Here is a 17,474-nt window from a genome sequence, read left to right as displayed (position 1 = left end):
CGGATATGCGTCAAACAGCGAAAAAGAAGCTAGCTGTTAGCCTCAAAAAAGCGGATATGCGTCAAACAGCGGAAAAGAAACTAGCTGTTAGCCTCGAAAACGCGGAAATGCGTCAAACAGCGGAAAGGAAGCTAGCTGTTTGACTCAAAAACTAAAATATGCCATGTTTCCAGAATATCCTCTCAACTTCACAACTTGCGCTTTCGCCACTTTCGTTTCATAATAAAGCATAGACTACAATAAATTGAGGGATCAACATGAGGACAAGACGGTGGAATTTTGCAGAAGAAACAATCGATGAAGCGGCCCAACTCATCCGCCAAGGTGAAGTGATTGCTTTTCCTACTGAAACCGTGTATGGGTTAGGAGCAGATGCGACGAATGAACAAGCTGTCAGAAAAATTTTTCAAGCCAAAGGTAGGCCAGCTGATAACCCATTAATCATTCACGTTCATGATAACAAACAGATCGCACGTTATGTGACAGATATTCCGCGTGTCGCACAACAAATGATGGATGCGTTTATGCCAGGACCATTAACCGTCATTTTAAAAAGTAATGGGACGGTGGCGCCAACCGTAACGGCAGGAATGGACACTGTGGCGATCCGTGTACCTGATCATGCCGTAGCTAGACAATTTATCGAAGCCACGCAATTACCACTTGCTGCTCCTAGTGCGAATTTATCTGGAAAACCAAGTCCAACAACGGCTGAACATGTCGATCAAGATTTAAACACTCGCATCGCTGGTATCATTGATGGCGGTGCAACGGGCGTAGGTGTCGAGTCAACGGTTGTGGATTGTACGTCGGATGTACCGATCATTTTGCGCCCTGGTGGGATTACGAAAGACATGTTGCAAGATGTTGTGGGACAAGTGACATATGACGATGCCATTCAAACGGATGATCAACCGAAAGCCCCTGGTATGAAATATCAACATTATCAACCCGATGCCCCGTTACGCTTAATCGATGGCGATCAGGCATTTTTTCAACAACAAATTGACGCCCTCGAAAAACAAGGGAAAACGGTTGGCGTGATTGCTAGTGAGCCATTAGCGAGTCAATTGCGCACAAATTATCTGTATCGTTGTGGACAGAGAAACGACTTGTCAACTGTAGCAGCGAAGCTTTATTATGCGTTGCGTTATTTTAATCAAATGGAAATGGATATTATTTTATCGGAAACGTACCCATTTGAAGGGATCGGTCAAGCGATTATGAATCGATTAACGAAAGCTGCGACGGATAAATTAGAAGCCAACCGACATACATAAGCCGCCTTGGACATGCATATAGTGAAATAGCATGTCCAGGAAGGAGCAATGGCTTAATGGAAATCCAGCATGTGGGTGGCGTATTTTCGATTCTGTGTATGGCAATTGCACTAGGCATGGATGCTTTTTCAGTTGGTTTAGGAATGGGGATGCAGGCCTTACGATTGAAACGAATGTTCATTATTGGCATAACGGTCGGCTTATTTCATGTACTGATGCCCTTTCTCGGTCTTGTATTAGGGGCGTTTATTTCCCATCGTTTGGAAGGAATTGCGATCCTAGCGGCTGGACTCTTGTTATGTGCGATTGGGGTACAAATGATGTTACAAACCTTTCAGGAAAAAAGTAGTGATATTCTCAATCCTGTCGGTATCGGTTTATTTTTATTTGCATTAAGCGTTAGTTTAGATAGCTTCTCTGTCGGTCTGTCACTCGGTTTAAGCGGTGTGGCAACGGCTTTGCCTTCATTTTATTCGGCATCAGCAGCATGTGTTTGACGTGGCTTGCCTTATTAATTGGACGCCGGACGCATCACTTGTTAGGCGTATATAGTGAAGTTATTGGCGGCAGTATTTTATTTGGGTTTGGTCTTTATATTTTATTCGGCTAACAAAACTAGTATCGTCAAGCAGAATTTGATACATTAATGGTAAACAGATCTCAAAATGTAATGAATGAAAGGAACGTCAACCATGAATATTTTATTTGTGTGCACAGGCAATACGTGTCGCAGTCCAATGGCAGAAGCAATATTACGCGAGAAGACGAATCACCACGTACGTTCTGCTGGTATTTTTGCGAGTGATGGACAGCCAGCATCCGCGCAGACGTTGGAAGTCCTTGAGGAAAATGGTATCCATCATTCGCACCAATCGACACCTGTTGATGAAACAGTGCTTCAATGGGCGGATGTCGTATTGACGATGACAGCGAATCATCGCGATTTAGTGAAGCAACAATTTTCGGCATATGCTGACAAAGTGTATACGCTTGTGGAATATGTCGATTCCTCCTGTCAAAAAGCATGGGATCAATTACAAAAAGCCTATTCACAATTGGAAGAAAAGAAGCTAGACCCTTCTGCGAATCAAGAAGCTATCCAAGCACTAAAAGAAGAGATTGACGAACTCGAAAAAAAGGTGAGTCAAGTGGATATTGTCGATCCGTTTGGGTCTAATGTCATGATTTATCAAAAAACTTATCAAGAATTAAATAAGTATCTTGAACTATTGGTCAAAAAGTTGGACAATAAGGATAGAGAATAAGTCATGCATTAGGAGGAGAAATGGATGAAAAATCAGAAGAAGGGTGTTAGCTTACGGATGAAGCTGGTCGTGTTTACGACATTATTAGCTTTAATCACGTATTCAACAAGTGCATTTTTTATTTATTTTTTACAAGAATGGATTCGTCAATGGATCGACATACCAGAAGTCGTCTATGTACTGGTCACGTTAGCGTTAGGCATTATTTGGTCGGGGATTCTAGCGTTTGTGGCAGCTGGTTTTATTACGAGAAAACTTACCGAATTAAAAAATGCGGCTACACGTATTGCTGAAGGTGATCTGAAACAAGATATAGAGATTCCGAAATCGTCGAATGATGAAATTGGCGCCTTAACCCAAGCTTTTCAGACGATGGTTAACAATTTAAAACGGATTTTAGCTGATATGGAAGAACATACAGAGAAAACGAGTCAGTCTGTTCATACGATGAAAGAAGCCGCTTCACGCTCGAAAGAACATTCGGACACATTAGAGGACACGATCGGTCAAATTTCCCAAGGGGCGGAAGAAACATCTGAGGCGATTCAACAAACCGCTGAAGCCGTCGATAATTCAACACAATTAGCGACAAAAGTAGATGAAAAAGCAGAAAGTTCGCAACAACAGTCACAAGAAATGGTCGAAAAGTTGGATGAATCCAAACAAGTAATTACGACATTGGTCGATGGCATCACGAAACTTGCAGAAAATCAAGATCATGCCTTACATGATGTCAACCGTTTATCAGACAAAGCGAAAGAAGTCGAAAATGTGATTTCTCTCGTTGGCGATATTAGTGAACAAACAAACTTATTAGCATTGAATGCCTCCATTGAAGCTTCACGTGCTGGTGAAGAAGGAAAAGGATTCGCCGTTGTGGCAGAAGAAGTAAGAAAACTTGCGGATCAAAGTTCAGAAGCAGTCCAAAGTATTTCAAATCTCATTCAAGATATGCAAAAAGATGTCGAATTAGTCGTGCAAAATATGAGAACACATGTGGATGAAACACGTGATGAGGCAAAACGTGGCGACGAAACGACAACCGTGATCGATAACATGTCCTCTTCTGTCCATGGGGTTGCCGATTCGATCCGAGAGATTTCGAGTCTTGTCGATCATCAGTTGCAAGAAATCGAAGCGACTCAAGCGAAATCGCAAAATGTAGCGGCCATTGCTGAGGAGACATCTGCTGGCGCTGAAGAAATTCGCGCAACAATTGAAGAACAAGCGAATTTTGCCGAAAACTTGCAAGAATTAGCGACAACCCTTGAGCAACAAGCAGAAAACTTGAAAGTGAAAATGAATCAATTTAAACTAAATTAATCGTCTATTGTGCGAAAATCAACATCCTTTTAGATAATCGTCACGTATTTTACTTGAGCAAAAGGAGGCGTTGGTCTTGAACAAAGAACAGTTACAGGCTGATCTCCGTTATTTGATCGAAGAATGGGTAGACCAGGGCCATTTACAAGAAGGAGATCGCTTCGTCATCGGTTGCTCCACAAGTGAAGTTGCTGGAGAACGTATTGGTACAGCAGGCAGTGAAGACATCGCCGCGATTCTGTTTAACGAATGGCAGACCTTACAGGCACAAACAGGTGTGGAGCTATGCTTTCAATGCTGTGAACACTTAAACCGCGCACTGGTTGTCGAACGCCGCGTCATGAAAGAAGATCGTTTATCGCAAGTTTCCGTCGTTCCCGTTCGACAAGCAGGTGGCTCGATGGCTGCGTATGCTTATCAACATTTGACAGATCCCGTCGTTGTGGAAGAAATCGAAGCCGACGCTGGCATCGATATCGGTGAAACCATGATCGGTATGCATCTCAAGCCTGTAGCAGTACCGTTACGCATGAAGCAGCGAGCGATCGGAAATGCCCGCGTCAATCATGCACGCACAAGACCGAAGCTGATCGGAGGGCCGCGCGCCGTTTATCCCGAATAAATCATTGCAGATCATGCACCTTTTTTGTTAAAAGACGAATGAAGGTGCATTTTTTGTTGATTTTATTCGTAAAAATTTTAGAAAACTATCCATATGTCGATGATTTTATGATAAGATGTAGAAAATAACGAATAATTAGTGATTGAGGGGGAGCAACTGATATGGATCATGTAAAAAACTTTGATGCAGAATTGTTTCAAGCAATGGAAGATGAGCGAGGCCGTCAGAACGATAAGATTGAATTAATCGCATCGGAAAACTTTGTCTCTGAAGCTGTAATGGAAGCGCAAGGATCAGTATTAACAAATAAATATGCAGAAGGATATCCAGGTCGTCGTTATTATGGTGGCTGTGAGTATGTCGATGTTGCTGAAAATCTTGCTCGTGATCGCGCGAAGGAATTGTTCGGCGCAGAACATGTCAATGTCCAACCACACTCTGGTGCTCAAGCGAATATGGCGGTTTATTTCAGCGTATTAGAGCCAGGCGATACCGTACTTGGGATGAATTTAAATCACGGTGGTCATTTAACGCACGGTAGTCCGGTTAACTTTAGCGGTAAGCTTTTCAATTTTGTCGATTATGGTGTCGATGAAACGTCCGAAACGATTGATTATGATGCCTTGTTAGAAAAGGCAAAAGACGTTCAGCCAAAACTCATTGTTGCAGGAGCAAGTGCTTATCCGCGCGTAATTGATTTTCAGAAATTCCGCGAAATTGCTGATGCCGTCGATGCCTACTTAATGGTAGATATGGCACACATCGCAGGACTTGTCGCAACTGGACTGCACCCAGACCCGGTACCACATGCTCATTTTGTAACAACAACCACACACAAAACGTTGCGAGGACCGCGTGGTGGCATGATTCTTTGTAAAGAAGAATTCGGTAAACTAATAAATAAAAATGTTTTCCCAGGTATGCAAGGTGGTCCATTAATGCACGTTATCGCAGCCAAAGCCGTTGCATTTAAAGAAGCATTACAACCATCATTTAAAGAATATTCGCAAAACATTATTAACAATGCCAAACGTTTTGGCGAGGTTCTTGAAGCAGAAGGTATTCGCACCGTATCAGGCGGCACAGACAATCACTTGTTATTACTAGATGTTCGTGGCCTGTCATTAACTGGAAAAGATGCAGAAAAGGCACTGGATGATGTCGGCATTACTACAAACAAAAATACCATCCCATTCGATCCAGAAAGTCCATTCGTCACAAGCGGTATTCGCGTAGGCACAGCAGCAGTGACATCCCGTGGCTTTGGCGAAAAAGATATGGAGGAAGTAGCGAAAATTATTGCCTTTACCCTGAAGAACCACGAGGACGAAGCGAAACTAGCGGAAGCCAAACAACGAGTCGAAGCATTAACCAGCAAATATCCGCTATATCAATAGTCAATCATAAAAAAAGCTAGGCCGATGAAAGAGGTCTAGCTTTTTTACGTCAAACAAAAGATGCGTTGCTCGGGGTTTGCATCGAAAATGGATTTATGCGTCAAACAGTAGATTTAGGAGAAGCTGTTTGCATCGAAAATGGATTTACGCGTCAAACAATAGATTTAGGAGAAGCTGTTTGCATCGAAAATGGATTTACGCGTCAAACAATAGATTTAGGGGAAGCTGTTTGCATCGAAAATGGATTTATGCGTCAAACAATAGATTTAGGAGAAGCCGTTTGCATCGAAAATGAAAAGGTGTACGACTTACCGGAAAATTTCGCCAAACGCACAAGAAGATTTCCCAGTAATTCGCATTTTACCGGGAAATCTCGTCCAAGGCGCCAGAGGATTTCCCAGTAATTCGCATTTTACCGGGAAATCTCGTCAAACGCGCAAGAGGATTTCCCAGTCATTCACGTTTTACCGGGACATACAAAAATAACACCACAAAAATTTTTTCTCAAAAAAAGATCATCAACTCATCCTTGAAAGCTCTCTTGTTTTTCAGTACAATTTCTAGGATGAACATTTTCAGTTGAGCTATACTATTAGATAAAAAGGAGAGATCACCCTTGAGTAATGTGTTTGTCTTAGATCATCCACTCATTCAGCATAAGTTAACGTACATAAGGAGCAAACATACGGGAACGAAGGAATTTCGCGCGTTAGTTGATGAAGTATCGGCACTAATGGCATTTGAAATTACGAGAGATTTACCGTTAACGGAAATAACGACCGAAACCCCTGTTATGGAAGCACAAACGAAAGTGTTAAGTGGAAAGAAAATAGGACTCGTACCCATTTTACGTGCGGGCCTTGGCATGGTTGATGGTATTCTTCGTTTAATTCCAGCGGCAAAAGTAGGGCATGTCGGCTTATATCGTGATCCTGAAACCTTGCAGCCCGTCGAATATTATATCAAATTGCCATCTGACATTGATGAACGTGAATTAATTGTCATTGATCCCATGTTAGCAACGGGCGGATCCGCGAATGATGCGATTCATTCATTGAAAAAACGTGGTGCAACAAATATTAAATTGATGTGTCTGATCGCAGCGCCAGAGGGTGTTGATCTCGTCCAAGAAGAGCATCCTGATGTTGATATTTATTTAGGAGCATTGGATAAGCAATTAAATGAAAAAGGTTATATCATCCCAGGACTAGGAGATGCTGGCGACCGCTTGTTTGGAACGAAATAAAATATGAATTGATATTCAAGAGATTCCGAATGATATATTTTATCTTTGCTTAAAATGAACTCATTCGGAATTTCGCTCTTTAATTATCGCGCATGAATCTATACATAGAAGCACGCACTTCTGCTTAAACTAGTGATAGTCGAACGGTTAAAGGAGTGACGCGCGTGCGTTTTTTTCTTATTTCCCTTTTTGTCAGTATCTGTCTCTCTCTTCCATCTCAAGCGTTACCTGCCATCCATCCAACCGAATCCCTTATTGTCGAAGTGGACACTGACCCCCATCAAATAGCCGAAGAAATTGAAACATATTATCCGAACGTTGAAGTGATCGCTATTTATGACACCATTTTTCAAGGCATGGCATTAAAAGCAGAAAAACGAACCTTTGAAAAGTTGAAACAATTTGAAGCGATCCAAAAAACATACCCCGTGCAAACGTATCAGACACTTGGAATGGGCGAACCTGTCAATCAAAGTGTCAATTTTTTTCGATCGGAAGACCTTTCATATACAGGAAAAGGTGTCAAAGTAGGGATCATTGATACAGGGATTGACTATCATCATCCAGATTTAACGAAAAACTATCACGGCGGCTATGATCTCGTTGATTTTGACGAAGATCCTATGGAGACAACGATTCATGAAGGGATGCCGACACTACATGGCACGCATGTGCAGGTATTATTGGCGCGAATGGGGATATGAAAGGCGTTGCACCAGAAGCGGAAATCTATGCGTATCGCGCGTTAGGACCTGGAGGAATGGGGACGTCTGTGCAAGTGATGGCCGCGATTGAAAAAGCAGTCAAAGACGGTATGGATATTATTAATTTATCATTAGGCAATACGGTCAATGGTCCGGATTGGCCGACAAGTGTCGCAGTCAATCAAGCGACGAAAGCGGGTGTAGCGGTGGTGATCGCTAATGGCAATACAGGCCCGGATTTATGGACGGTAGGTTCGCCAGCTACCGCAACAGATGTGATATCAGTTGGCGCTTCAACGCCACCATTACAAATTCCCTATCTCTATGACTCGTTAGCAGAAAAACGGATCGACTTTTTACAAATGGTTGGAACGGCTGAATGGAAACCAGATCATGACCTTCAAATTCAAACGTCTACGAGAAACATTCAACCAGCATCAGATGTAGTACTTGTGATGGAAAAAGGGGATGAAACGTTACCTGAATTGGCGAAAAAAGCACAAGAAAGTGGCGCATCTGCGTTAATTATCCCTCAGGATTCAGCTGATGACATGTTGTTAGAGGAAGTAAGTGATGAGATCACACTACCGATCGCACTTGTTTCGAAAAAACATGGAAAATGGTTGCGGGAAAACGATGGTAATTGGCTCACGGTCCGATATCAACAGACCCAAGACGATATCACTGAATTCAGCTCGCGCGGACCAGTTACCGTTAATTGGGCGATTAAGCCGGAAATTGTCGCACCAGGTTCAAATATCGTCAGTACGATTCCAGATGGCTATCAAGCATTAAGTGGGACAAGTATGGCTGCTCCTCATATTACGGGAGCGTTGGCGTTAGTGAAGCAAGCCCATCCTGATTGGACACCCGCTCAGTTAAAGGCTGCGCTTGTCACGACAGCTGAGCCACTAAATGGTGCGCGTCCGATTGAACAAGGGGCAGGTAAAGCCGTTCCTCATCAGGCGATTTCTTCAGACACGTTGCTTTATCAATCGTTTCTCCATTTTGGTACACTACGTCAACCAACAGAAACAAAAACACGCGAAATAATTGTTGAAAATATCTCAGACGAACCGGTTCACTATCGATTCGACATCCCGCAGTCATCGACAAGTATACGTTGGCAACTACCGACAAGTTTTACGCTTTCGCCCCATGAAAAGCGAGCAGTCGATATTCAAGCGACCGTTCGTAAAAACCAAATGAATCAACCGATGCTTCAAGGGTATTTGTACGTAAATGATCGGCCGATTCCGTACCTGGTGTTAAACAATGACGTTGATGTACCAAAAGGGATGGGATTTGAATTTTATGTCGAACCTTTATCAACGGATGAATATAGCTATCAAATGTACGTGGTAGAAGAAGCAAAGTCGATCACTGTCGATTTGTATCAGCCAGAAACGTTTTCCTTTGAACAAACGATTGTACAAGTCAAGGACCGACAACCAGGTGTCATGAAAGGAACGATAGATGAGAAAAAATTACCGTCTCGAGGCTCGTATTTAGCGAATATTACCATTCAATTAACAGATGGCAATACTTACCAATACCAAACGATGGTAGATATTCATGCTGAACAATAATAGAGGGACAATTGTCATATTTTGTTCACAATTTTTTTCAATCAATGAAGAAAGGCGAGGTTGTCCGAAATCGCTTTACTTCGCTTGTAGCTAGATGTAATAAACTGATGAAATGTTGGTGAAATTGATTGACATTAAGCGACCCCTATTGTATGCTAATTTAGTGTGGATGATAGGGGTTACAGTGTTTTATTGTGTCTACATACTCGACTGCATCTCTTGAAAGGAATCACATGTTCACGTGATTAGCAGTTGTATGATTATGCAACGAGAATGCATTACGAGGAGTGAAACATTTGTCATCACATCATAAAAACCCCTTATATCGTGGGATCACCATTTATACCACAATTTTGTCGCAAATTGTCGGTAGCCCGCTCATTGGGTTATTGATCGGCAGATGGATTGATCAACATGGGTCCACATCTCCACTTTTTATGTTGCTCGGATTATTTATAGGACTGGGAGCAGGTATTTATGGAACCATCCATTTCACACGGAACAACGCAGAAGACGAATGATACGACCCAATACCATCAGATGATCACTCGTCAACGGAAATGGATGTTTTATCTCCTTGCCATCTTCGTCATCGGTTGGGGATTTAGCCTTATACAAGCGTATTCCTCGGGCTTATCTTGGGAACGACACTAAGCTTTTATAATTTATGGATCATGCAACGAAAAATTGATCGCTTTGGACAAGCTGTCGCCAACCAGAAACGAGCAGCAGGTATTGGTACATTTACTCGGTTAGCAACTGGCGCTTTAGCAGTGTTAATCGCCCTTCAGTATGAAGAATATTTCCATTTAACTTCCGTGATTTTCGGATTAATGACAACGTATGTTGTTATTATGATAGATTTTTTCTTTTTTAGAAATCAAGACTAGCAAAGGGAAGTGAGGTGAAGCAATTGGATCATACATCACCGAAGGCACTCGATTTGTTTGGCATTCCATGGTTAGATTTCGATTTATCGACACTGTTAATGACTTTCGTTTCTTGCGTTATCGTATTTTTTATTTGTTTTTTTGCGGCAAGAAATCTACAAATGAAGCCTACAGGGTTTCAAAACTTTATGGAGTGGGTCATTGATTTTGTCAAAGGAATTATTAGTGACACGATGGATTGGAAAACAGGGAAAGTATTTTTGCCACTCGGGTTAACTTTATTAGTGTTTATCTTTATCAGTAATATCCTTGGGGTTGTTACCATGGGTATTGTAGGACACTCATTATGGTGGAAATCACCGACAGCTGATGCGACGATGACGTTGACATTATCAGCGATGGTTATCATTTTGACCCATTTCTACGGAATAAAAATGAAAGGTTTAAAAGAATATGGTTTGGATTATGTCCGCCCGAAAGCATTTTTATTACCGTTAAATATTATAGAAGAGTTTGCGAATACGCTAACACTCGGCCTTCGTCTCTTCGGTAATATCTTTGCTGGTGAAATTCTATTATCATTAATTACAAAAATGGCTCTTGCAGCTATGCCGTTTACACTCATTTCCATTATTCCAATGATGGCATGGCAAGGATTTAGTTTGTTTATCGGTGCCATTCAGGCATTTATATTCACAATGTTAACAATGGTTTATATGTCTCATAAAGTGAGCGAAGACCATTAATATAAGAAAAAATAATTTAGGATTTATACATTTTAAAGGAGGAAATAAAGAATGGGATCTTTAGCAGCAGCAATTGCAATAGGTTTAGCGGCACTAGGTGCTGGTCTAGGTAACGGTATGATCGTAAGTCGTACAGTAGAAGGGATTGCTCGTCAACCAGAATTAAGAGGTGCACTTCAAACGACTATGTTTATCGGGGTAGCACTAGTAGAGGCGATTCCTATTTTCGCCGTAGTTATTGCCTTTATGGTAATGGGTGGTTAATAATTTTTTTGGATAGAATGGCGAAGTTCGTCTAAGACAATCTTCGCCATTCCTTTGTAACAGAATAATAAGCAGATTTGTGTGATAGATCGAAACTTGTGACGATAGGTTAGGAAGGAGTGAAGACTGTGCATCTTAATAGCGGAATGCTTATCATAGGTGTGACTCCAGGTGGTTTTCAATGGGGCAATATGTTATTTGCGCTCATTAGCTTTGGGCTATTGCTTTTATTACTCAAAAGATACGCATGGGGCCCATTGATGGACAAGATGGAAGAGCGTGAGAACTATATTGCTGATGAAATCGACACAGCTGAGAAAAACCGTGAAGAAGCCGAAAAAGCTTCACGTGAAGCCAATGAACAATTGAAGGCAACACGCCAAGAAGCGCAACAAATTATCGAAGATGCCAAAAAAGCAGCGCAACAGCAAGAACGCGAGATTATTCAAGCGGCAGAAGCCTCAGCAGCACGCATTAAGAAGTCTGCGGAAGAAGATATCGAACGCGAGAAAGAAAAAGCGGTCGAAGCTTTACAAGATAAAGTGGCTACCTTGTCTGTACAGATTGCAACAAAAGTGATTGAAAAAGAAATTAATGAACAAGATCAAGAGCAGTTGATCAATGAATACATGAAAGAGATAGGAGAAGAGCGATGAGTCATACAGTTGTAGCGAAGCGTTATGCAGAAGCTCTTTTTCAAATCGGTGTAGATAAGGGTCAGCTTGACTTTCTTGAAACGGAACTCACAACCGTTCGTGAAGTATTTCAAACGAACGAAGAATTGCTTGAATTTCTAACTCATCCGAAAGTGGATGCAGATCAGAAGAAACAACTGCTCAATCAAGCGTTCGAAGGTTTTTCGAAAGATGTGATACATACACTTTCATTACTTGTCGATCGCCACAATGAAAGCATTGTACCAGAGATTGTCACTCATTTCATTACCCTTGCACAAGAGGAAAAAGGGATGAAAGAAGCAACGGTTTATTCTGTTCGTGCGTTGAAAGATGAAGAACAGAAACAAATGGAACAAGTTTTTGTCGATAAACTGAATATTCAAGGGCTCAAAATCAATAATATTGTCGATCCATCCGTGCTTGGTGGTATTCGTATTAAAATCGGAAACACGGTATATGATGGCTCGATTAAAGGCAAGTTGAATCGACTTGAACGTGAAATGGCAAAAAGTTAATTAATGACGATAGGGGTGAAATGGCATGAGCATAAAGGCTGAAGAAATCAGTGCGCTGATTAAACAGCAGATCGAAAGCTATGACGCTGACATTGAAGTCAAAGATGTTGGTACCGTCATTGAGATCGGTGATGGTATCGCACGTGCACATGGGCTAGACAATGTCATGTCAGGCGAATTAGTCGAATTTTCAAATGGTGTCATGGGTATGGCACAAAACCTTGAAGAATCAAATGTAGGGATCGTAATTCTTGGACCATACACAGAAATTCGTGAAGGTGATGAAGTCCGTCGTACCGGACGTATTATGGAAGTGCCAGTAGGGGAGGACTTGATTGGACGAGTTGTGAATCCACTCGGTCAGCCCGTCGATGGTAAAGGCACAATTGAAACATCAAAAACACGCCCGATTGAATCTCCTGCACCGGGTGTTATGGATCGTCAATCAGTAGAAGAACCATTACAAACAGGGATTAAAGCAATCGATGCCCTTGTTCCGATTGGACGTGGCCAGCGTGAACTCATCATTGGTGACCGTCAAACAGGGAAAACATCGATCGCGATTGACACCATTTTAAATCAAAAAGACGAAGACATGATCTGTATTTATGTTGCGATCGGTCAGAAAGATTCCACCGTTCGTCGTGAAGTTGAAGTGCTTCGTCAACATGGTGCGCTTGATTATACGATTGTCGTATCAGCAGGTGCTAGTGAACCAGCGCCATTACAGTATCTTGCGCCATATGCGGGCGTGTCCATGGGTGAAGAGTTCATGTATAATGGCAAGCATGTGCTTGTTGTTTATGATGACTTAACGAAGCAAGCGAATGCATACCGTGAACTTTCCTTATTATTACGTCGCCCACCAGGACGTGAAGCATTCCCAGGGGATGTATTCTATCTTCACTCTCGTTTACTTGAACGTGCAGCGAAGTTAAATGACGATAAAGGTGGCGGCTCATTAACAGCACTACCATTCGTTGAAACACAAGCGGGTGACATTGGTGCCTATATTCCAACCAACGTCATCTCGATTACAGACGGACAAATTTTCTTACAGTCTGATCTATTCTTCTCAGGGGTACGTCCAGCGATTAACGCCGGCTTATCCGTATCTCGTGTCGGTGGTTCTGCCCAAATTAAAGCGATGAAGAAAGTAGCGGGTACACTTCGTTTGGACTTGGCTTCTTTCCGTGAACTCGAATCATTTGCTCAATTTGGTTCAGATCTTGATAAGGCGACACAAGATAAGTTGAATCGTGGTCAACGTACTGTAGAAGTGTTGAAACAAGGCTTACACAAGCCACTTGTCGTTCAAAAACAAGTCATGATCATCTTTGCTTTAACAAAAGGGTACTTAGATGATATTCCAGTTGAAGATGTGACACGTTTTGAAGATGAATTTTTAACATGGATGGATCAAAATCGACAAGAACTACTTGCCAAAATCAAAGAAACAGGTCAGTTGCCTGATACTGAAGAGATGAGCGAGGCAGTAGAAACATTTAAAAAACAATTTGTCGTAACGGAATAAAGGATAGGACGATCGTCAACCTTGAACGAAAGGGCGGTGAAACGTTGTGGCATCATTAAGAGATATCCAAAAACGGATTGGCTCTACACAAAAGACGAAACAGATTACCAAAGCGATGCATATGGTATCTGCCTCAAAGCTTAATAAAGCAGAGGAGTTTGCCAAATCCTACGAACCATATAATAAAAAGATTCGTGAAGTCGTTGCAAGTATTGCTGGCAGTGATTCTGACGCTGAACATCCGATGCTTGAAACACGTGAAGTGAAAAAGACAGCTTACTTTGTCATTACATCGGATCGTGGGCTGGCAGGACCTTTTAACAGCGGCATTCTTCGCGAAGTGTATCAAACCATTCAAAAACGTCATCAGTCGCAAGACGAATACGCCATTATTGTCGTAGGCCGTGTAGGGCGTGACTTTTTCAAAAAGAATGGGATGCCTATATTAAAAGAAATCACTGGCTTATCTGATCAACCGAATTTCTCGGATATTAAAGATTTAACCGCTGAAACGGTACAGTTATTTATTGATGAAGAGATCGATCAACTCGAACTCTTTTTCAATCACTTTGTCAGTGCGATTTCCCAAGAAGTCACATCGAAAAAACTGTTACCACTAACAGATTTAGCGGAAGAAGTGAGTGACAATTCGTCCACTTACGAATATGAACCTAACCAACAGGAAATTCTGAATGTATTGTTGCCACAATATGCAGAAAGCTTGATATTCGGATCACTGCTTGACAGTAAAGCGAGTGAGCATGCTTCTCGTATGACAGCGATGCAGAATGCCACTGATAATGCGGATGAATTAATTGATGACTTAACCTTGCAATATAACCGTGCAAGACAAGCTGCGATCACGCAAGAAATCACTGAGATTGTTAGCGGAGCGGCAGCACTTGAATAAAAAGTCGTACGTGATTGAAATAGACAGTTAGGAGGGAAATCAATGGCGAAAGGACACGTTACCCAGATTATGGGGCCTGTCGTCGACGTGAAGTTCGAAGACGGTCATTTGCCGGAAATTTATAATGCCATCAACGTGTATTATGAAGTGAACGGTGAATCAAGAGAACTCACTTTAGAAGTCGCGATGCATTTAGGAGATGACGCCGTTCGTACCATTGCGATGTCATCTACAGAAGGGGTGCAGCGTGGCGCTGAAGTAACGGATTCACAAGCACCGATCTCTGTACCAGTTGGAGATGCGACGCTTGGCCGTGTGTTTAACGTTTTAGGTGAAAAGATTGATTTAGAAGAAGAAGTTGGTGATGACGTACGTCGTGACCCGATTCACCGCCAACCACCGCAATTTGAAAACTTAGCAACTGAAACTGAGATTTTAGAAACAGGTATTAAAGTTGTTGACTTGCTTGCTCCTTATACAAAAGGTGGTAAGATCGGTCTATTTGGTGGTGCAGGTGTTGGTAAAACCGTATTGATTCAGGAACTGATTAACAACGTAGCCCAAGAGCACGGGGGTATTTCCGTGTTTGCAGGTGTCGGTGAACGTACACGTGAAGGTAATGACTTGTACTATGAAATGAGCGATTCAGGCGTTATCTCCAAAACAGCTATGGTATTTGGTCAAATGAACGAGCCACCAGGTGCACGTATGCGTGTTGCCTTAACTGGACTCACAATGGCTGAGTATTTCCGTGATGAGCAAGGGCAGGATGTGTTATTATTTATTGATAACATTTTCCGTTTCTCTCAAGCGGGTACGGAGGTATCAGCGCTACTTGGTCGTATGCCATCAGCCGTTGGTTATCAGCCAACACTAGCAACGGAAATGGGACAACTCCAAGAGCGTATTACTTCAACTGATAAAGGTTCCGTTACATCGATCCAGGCGATTTACGTACCTGCCGATGACTACACGGACCCAGCACCAGCGACAACATTCGCTCACTTAGATGCGACGACGAACCTTGATCGTAAATTGTCCGAGCAAGGGATCTATCCAGCAGTGGACCCACTTGCATCCACTTCTCGTGCGTTAGACCCTGAAGTTGTAGGTGACGAACATTACAATGTAGCTCGTGAAGTACAACAAACAATTCAGAAATACCGTGAGTTGCAAGACATTATTGCGATTTTAGGTATGGATGAGTTGTCAGATGAAGATAAATTGACGGTTGCTCGTGCACGCCGTATTCAATTCTTCTTATCACAAAACTTCCACGTGGCGGAACAATTTACAGGTCAACCAGGTTCTTATGTTCCGGTCGAAGAAACCGTAAAAGGCTTCCGTGAAATCCTTGACGGCAAGCATGATGATATTCCAGAAGATGCGTTCCGCTTAGTCGGCCGTATTGAAGATGTTGTAGAAAAAGCAAAAGAAATGGCATAATTTCACTGCTTTTGTTTAAACCCTAGTTATTCCAGCCGAAGGAGGGGTTCCATTGAGTACACTAAAGGTGAGTGTGGTCACTCCCGATGGCCCTGTTCTGGAAGATTCATTCGAAATGGTTAGCTGTAAAGCAGAAAATGGAGAACTTGGTATTTTGCCTGGTCACATTCCGCTTGTGGCTCCATTAACCATTAGTTCTGTTCGGCTTAAAGGGGAATCTTCTGAGCGAATAGCCGTTAGCGGTGGATTCCTTGAAGTACAGCCAGATCAAGTAACAATTTTGGCACAATCCGCTGAACAGCCTAATGAGATTGATGTAGAACGTGCGCGAAAAGCAAAAGATCGAGCGGAGCAACGCTTGCAAGCTAAACAAGACGAGATCGACTTCAGAAGGGCAGAACGAGCACTCGAACGTGCCTTGAATCGAATTGACGTAGCAGAAAATAAATAATAAGCTTAAACAGGGGGGACAGGATTCAACATCTGTCCCCTTTTTTCTTATGTTGGCCGAGGGGGGCTGTTGTGCATGGATGGTGCGATGCTTGAATCATTGGTGGGTGTTGTGTAAGATTTCTCGTCAAACAGTGGGGTGAAGCAGCTTTGTTTGCATAGAAAATGGATATATGAGTCAAATAGTGGGGTGAAGTATCTCTGTTTGCATGGAATATTACATATATCCTTCAAACATTAGATATAGCTGACACTGTTTGCATCGAAACGCAGGTGATCTATATTTTACCCGGAAATCTGATATCATGACGCATTGATTTCCTAGTAATATGCGATTTACCGGGAAAAGTCGCGAGCACCAAGTGAAGATTTCCCAGTAATAAGCAAATTACCGAGAAAAGTCGCGAGCACCAAGTGAAGATTTCCCAGTAATATGCGATTAACTAAGAATTTTCGCATCAGCAGCTGGAGTTTTTCTCGTCCATAGTTAAATGAAGACAAAAAACGATAGAAAAACAAAGAAAAACTGTCGTCATAGAGCCGTTGACGGCAAAAAATTAGTTAGATACAGAGAAAAACTGTCGTCATCAACCTTATGACGGCAAAAAACAAGAGC

General features: G+C 42.2%; 16 protein-coding genes and 3 pseudogenes. All 19 read left to right on the top strand.

The window, feature by feature from the left end; genetic code table 11:
* Positions 1-257: 257 nt before the first annotated feature.
* The 19 genes and pseudogenes from J416_RS02540 (at position 258) to J416_RS02450 (ending at position 16,859) form a co-directional block, all read left to right on the top strand.
* Positions 258-1,280, top strand: a complete 1,023-nt coding sequence (locus J416_RS02540; protein WP_003464119.1) for an L-threonylcarbamoyladenylate synthase — start codon at positions 258-260, stop codon at positions 1,278-1,280.
* Between the two features lie 98 nt (positions 1,281-1,378).
* Positions 1,379-1,890: pseudogene (locus tag J416_RS02535) on the top strand (manganese efflux pump MntP).
* A gap of 82 nt (positions 1,891-1,972) precedes the next feature.
* Entirely contained in the window at positions 1,973-2,545 is a 573-nt protein-coding gene (locus J416_RS02530; RefSeq protein ID WP_040512710.1) for an arsenate reductase/protein-tyrosine-phosphatase family protein, read from the top strand.
* Positions 2,546-2,569: 24 nt separating this feature from the next.
* Positions 2,570-3,868: a methyl-accepting chemotaxis protein gene (locus J416_RS02525; RefSeq protein WP_003464103.1), complete on the top strand. Its 1,299-nt coding sequence runs from the start codon at positions 2,570-2,572 to the stop codon at positions 3,866-3,868.
* A gap of 76 nt (positions 3,869-3,944) precedes the next feature.
* Positions 3,945-4,490, top strand: coding sequence for a TIGR01440 family protein (locus tag J416_RS02520; protein WP_003464101.1), 546 nt, complete (start codon positions 3,945-3,947; stop codon positions 4,488-4,490).
* A gap of 161 nt (positions 4,491-4,651) precedes the next feature.
* Positions 4,652-5,887: a serine hydroxymethyltransferase gene (gene glyA, locus J416_RS02515; RefSeq protein ID WP_003464099.1), complete on the top strand. Its 1,236-nt coding sequence runs from the start codon at positions 4,652-4,654 to the stop codon at positions 5,885-5,887.
* 95 nt (positions 5,888-5,982) lie between these two features.
* Positions 5,983-6,291 carry a hypothetical protein gene (locus J416_RS02510; protein ID WP_156809484.1) on the top strand — a complete coding sequence of 103 codons (309 nt, stop codon included), beginning with the start codon at positions 5,983-5,985 and terminating at the stop codon, positions 6,289-6,291.
* A 212-nt stretch (positions 6,292-6,503) separates the two neighbouring features.
* Positions 6,504-7,133, top strand: a complete 630-nt coding sequence (gene upp, locus J416_RS02505; RefSeq protein WP_003464095.1) for a uracil phosphoribosyltransferase — start codon at positions 6,504-6,506, stop codon at positions 7,131-7,133.
* A gap of 356 nt (positions 7,134-7,489) precedes the next feature.
* A pseudogene (locus J416_RS02500) lies at positions 7,490-9,426 on the top strand (S8 family serine peptidase).
* 287 nt (positions 9,427-9,713) lie between these two features.
* Positions 9,714-9,947: an AtpZ/AtpI family protein gene (locus J416_RS02495; protein ID WP_338029441.1), complete on the top strand. Its 234-nt coding sequence runs from the start codon at positions 9,714-9,716 to the stop codon at positions 9,945-9,947.
* A 19-nt stretch (positions 9,948-9,966) separates the two neighbouring features.
* Positions 9,967-10,316, top strand: a pseudogene (locus J416_RS02490) (ATP synthase subunit I).
* Between the two features lie 23 nt (positions 10,317-10,339).
* Positions 10,340-11,062 carry a F0F1 ATP synthase subunit A gene (atpB, locus tag J416_RS02485; RefSeq protein WP_003464086.1) on the top strand — a complete coding sequence of 241 codons (723 nt, stop codon included), beginning with the start codon at positions 10,340-10,342 and terminating at the stop codon, positions 11,060-11,062.
* Positions 11,063-11,113: 51 nt separating this feature from the next.
* On the top strand, positions 11,114-11,326 hold the full coding sequence (gene atpE / locus J416_RS02480; RefSeq protein WP_003464083.1) for a F0F1 ATP synthase subunit C: 213 nt from the start codon (positions 11,114-11,116) through the stop codon (positions 11,324-11,326).
* Between the two features lie 128 nt (positions 11,327-11,454).
* Entirely contained in the window at positions 11,455-11,982 is a 528-nt protein-coding gene (gene atpF / locus J416_RS02475) for a F0F1 ATP synthase subunit B (protein ID WP_003464081.1), read from the top strand.
* Positions 11,979-12,518 carry a F0F1 ATP synthase subunit delta gene (locus tag J416_RS02470; protein WP_003464078.1) on the top strand — a complete coding sequence of 180 codons (540 nt, stop codon included), beginning with the start codon at positions 11,979-11,981 and terminating at the stop codon, positions 12,516-12,518. The genes atpF and J416_RS02470 overlap by 4 nt, the downstream gene beginning before the upstream one ends.
* Before the next feature lie 25 nt (positions 12,519-12,543).
* Positions 12,544-14,052 carry a F0F1 ATP synthase subunit alpha gene (atpA, locus tag J416_RS02465; protein ID WP_003464075.1) on the top strand — a complete coding sequence of 503 codons (1,509 nt, stop codon included), beginning with the start codon at positions 12,544-12,546 and terminating at the stop codon, positions 14,050-14,052.
* Positions 14,053-14,098: 46 nt separating this feature from the next.
* Complete coding sequence (gene atpG / locus J416_RS02460; RefSeq protein WP_003464073.1) at positions 14,099-14,962, top strand: ATP synthase F1 subunit gamma; 864 nt, start codon at positions 14,099-14,101, stop codon at positions 14,960-14,962.
* A gap of 42 nt (positions 14,963-15,004) precedes the next feature.
* The gene (gene atpD, locus J416_RS02455) at positions 15,005-16,408 is read left to right on the top strand and encodes a F0F1 ATP synthase subunit beta (RefSeq protein WP_003464070.1); all 1,404 of its coding nucleotides are present in this window, start codon (positions 15,005-15,007) and stop codon (positions 16,406-16,408) included.
* 52 nt (positions 16,409-16,460) lie between these two features.
* Positions 16,461-16,859, top strand: coding sequence for a F0F1 ATP synthase subunit epsilon (locus tag J416_RS02450; protein WP_003464068.1), 399 nt, complete (start codon positions 16,461-16,463; stop codon positions 16,857-16,859).
* Positions 16,860-17,474: the final 615 nt, after the last annotated feature.

The sequence above is a fragment of the Gracilibacillus halophilus YIM-C55.5 genome, assembly GCF_000359605.1.
Lineage (GTDB): Bacteria > Bacillota > Bacilli > Bacillales > Amphibacillaceae > Gracilibacillus > Gracilibacillus halophilus.
The sequence above is the reverse complement of the archived record's forward strand: the minus strand, read 5'-3'. Positions and strand labels throughout refer to the sequence as shown.

Excerpts from the sequence above, each read along its gene's own strand:
- atpD (WP_003464070.1), top strand. The coding sequence starts at position 15,005 with ATGGCGAAAGGACACGTTACCCAGATTATGGGGCCTGTCGTCGACGTG.
- glyA (WP_003464099.1), top strand. The coding sequence starts at position 4,652 with ATGGATCATGTAAAAAACTTTGATGCAGAATTGTTTCAAGCAATGGAA.
- J416_RS02540 (WP_003464119.1), top strand. The coding sequence starts at position 258 with ATGAGGACAAGACGGTGGAATTTTGCAGAAGAAACAATCGATGAAGCG.
- atpA (WP_003464075.1), top strand. The coding sequence starts at position 12,544 with ATGAGCATAAAGGCTGAAGAAATCAGTGCGCTGATTAAACAGCAGATC.
- J416_RS02470 (WP_003464078.1), top strand. The coding sequence starts at position 11,979 with ATGAGTCATACAGTTGTAGCGAAGCGTTATGCAGAAGCTCTTTTTCAA.
- J416_RS02525 (WP_003464103.1), top strand. The coding sequence starts at position 2,570 with ATGAAAAATCAGAAGAAGGGTGTTAGCTTACGGATGAAGCTGGTCGTG.
- J416_RS02510 (WP_156809484.1), top strand. The coding sequence starts at position 5,983 with ATGCGTCAAACAGTAGATTTAGGAGAAGCTGTTTGCATCGAAAATGGA.
- atpE (WP_003464083.1), top strand. The coding sequence starts at position 11,114 with ATGGGATCTTTAGCAGCAGCAATTGCAATAGGTTTAGCGGCACTAGGT.
- J416_RS02530 (WP_040512710.1), top strand. The coding sequence starts at position 1,973 with ATGAATATTTTATTTGTGTGCACAGGCAATACGTGTCGCAGTCCAATG.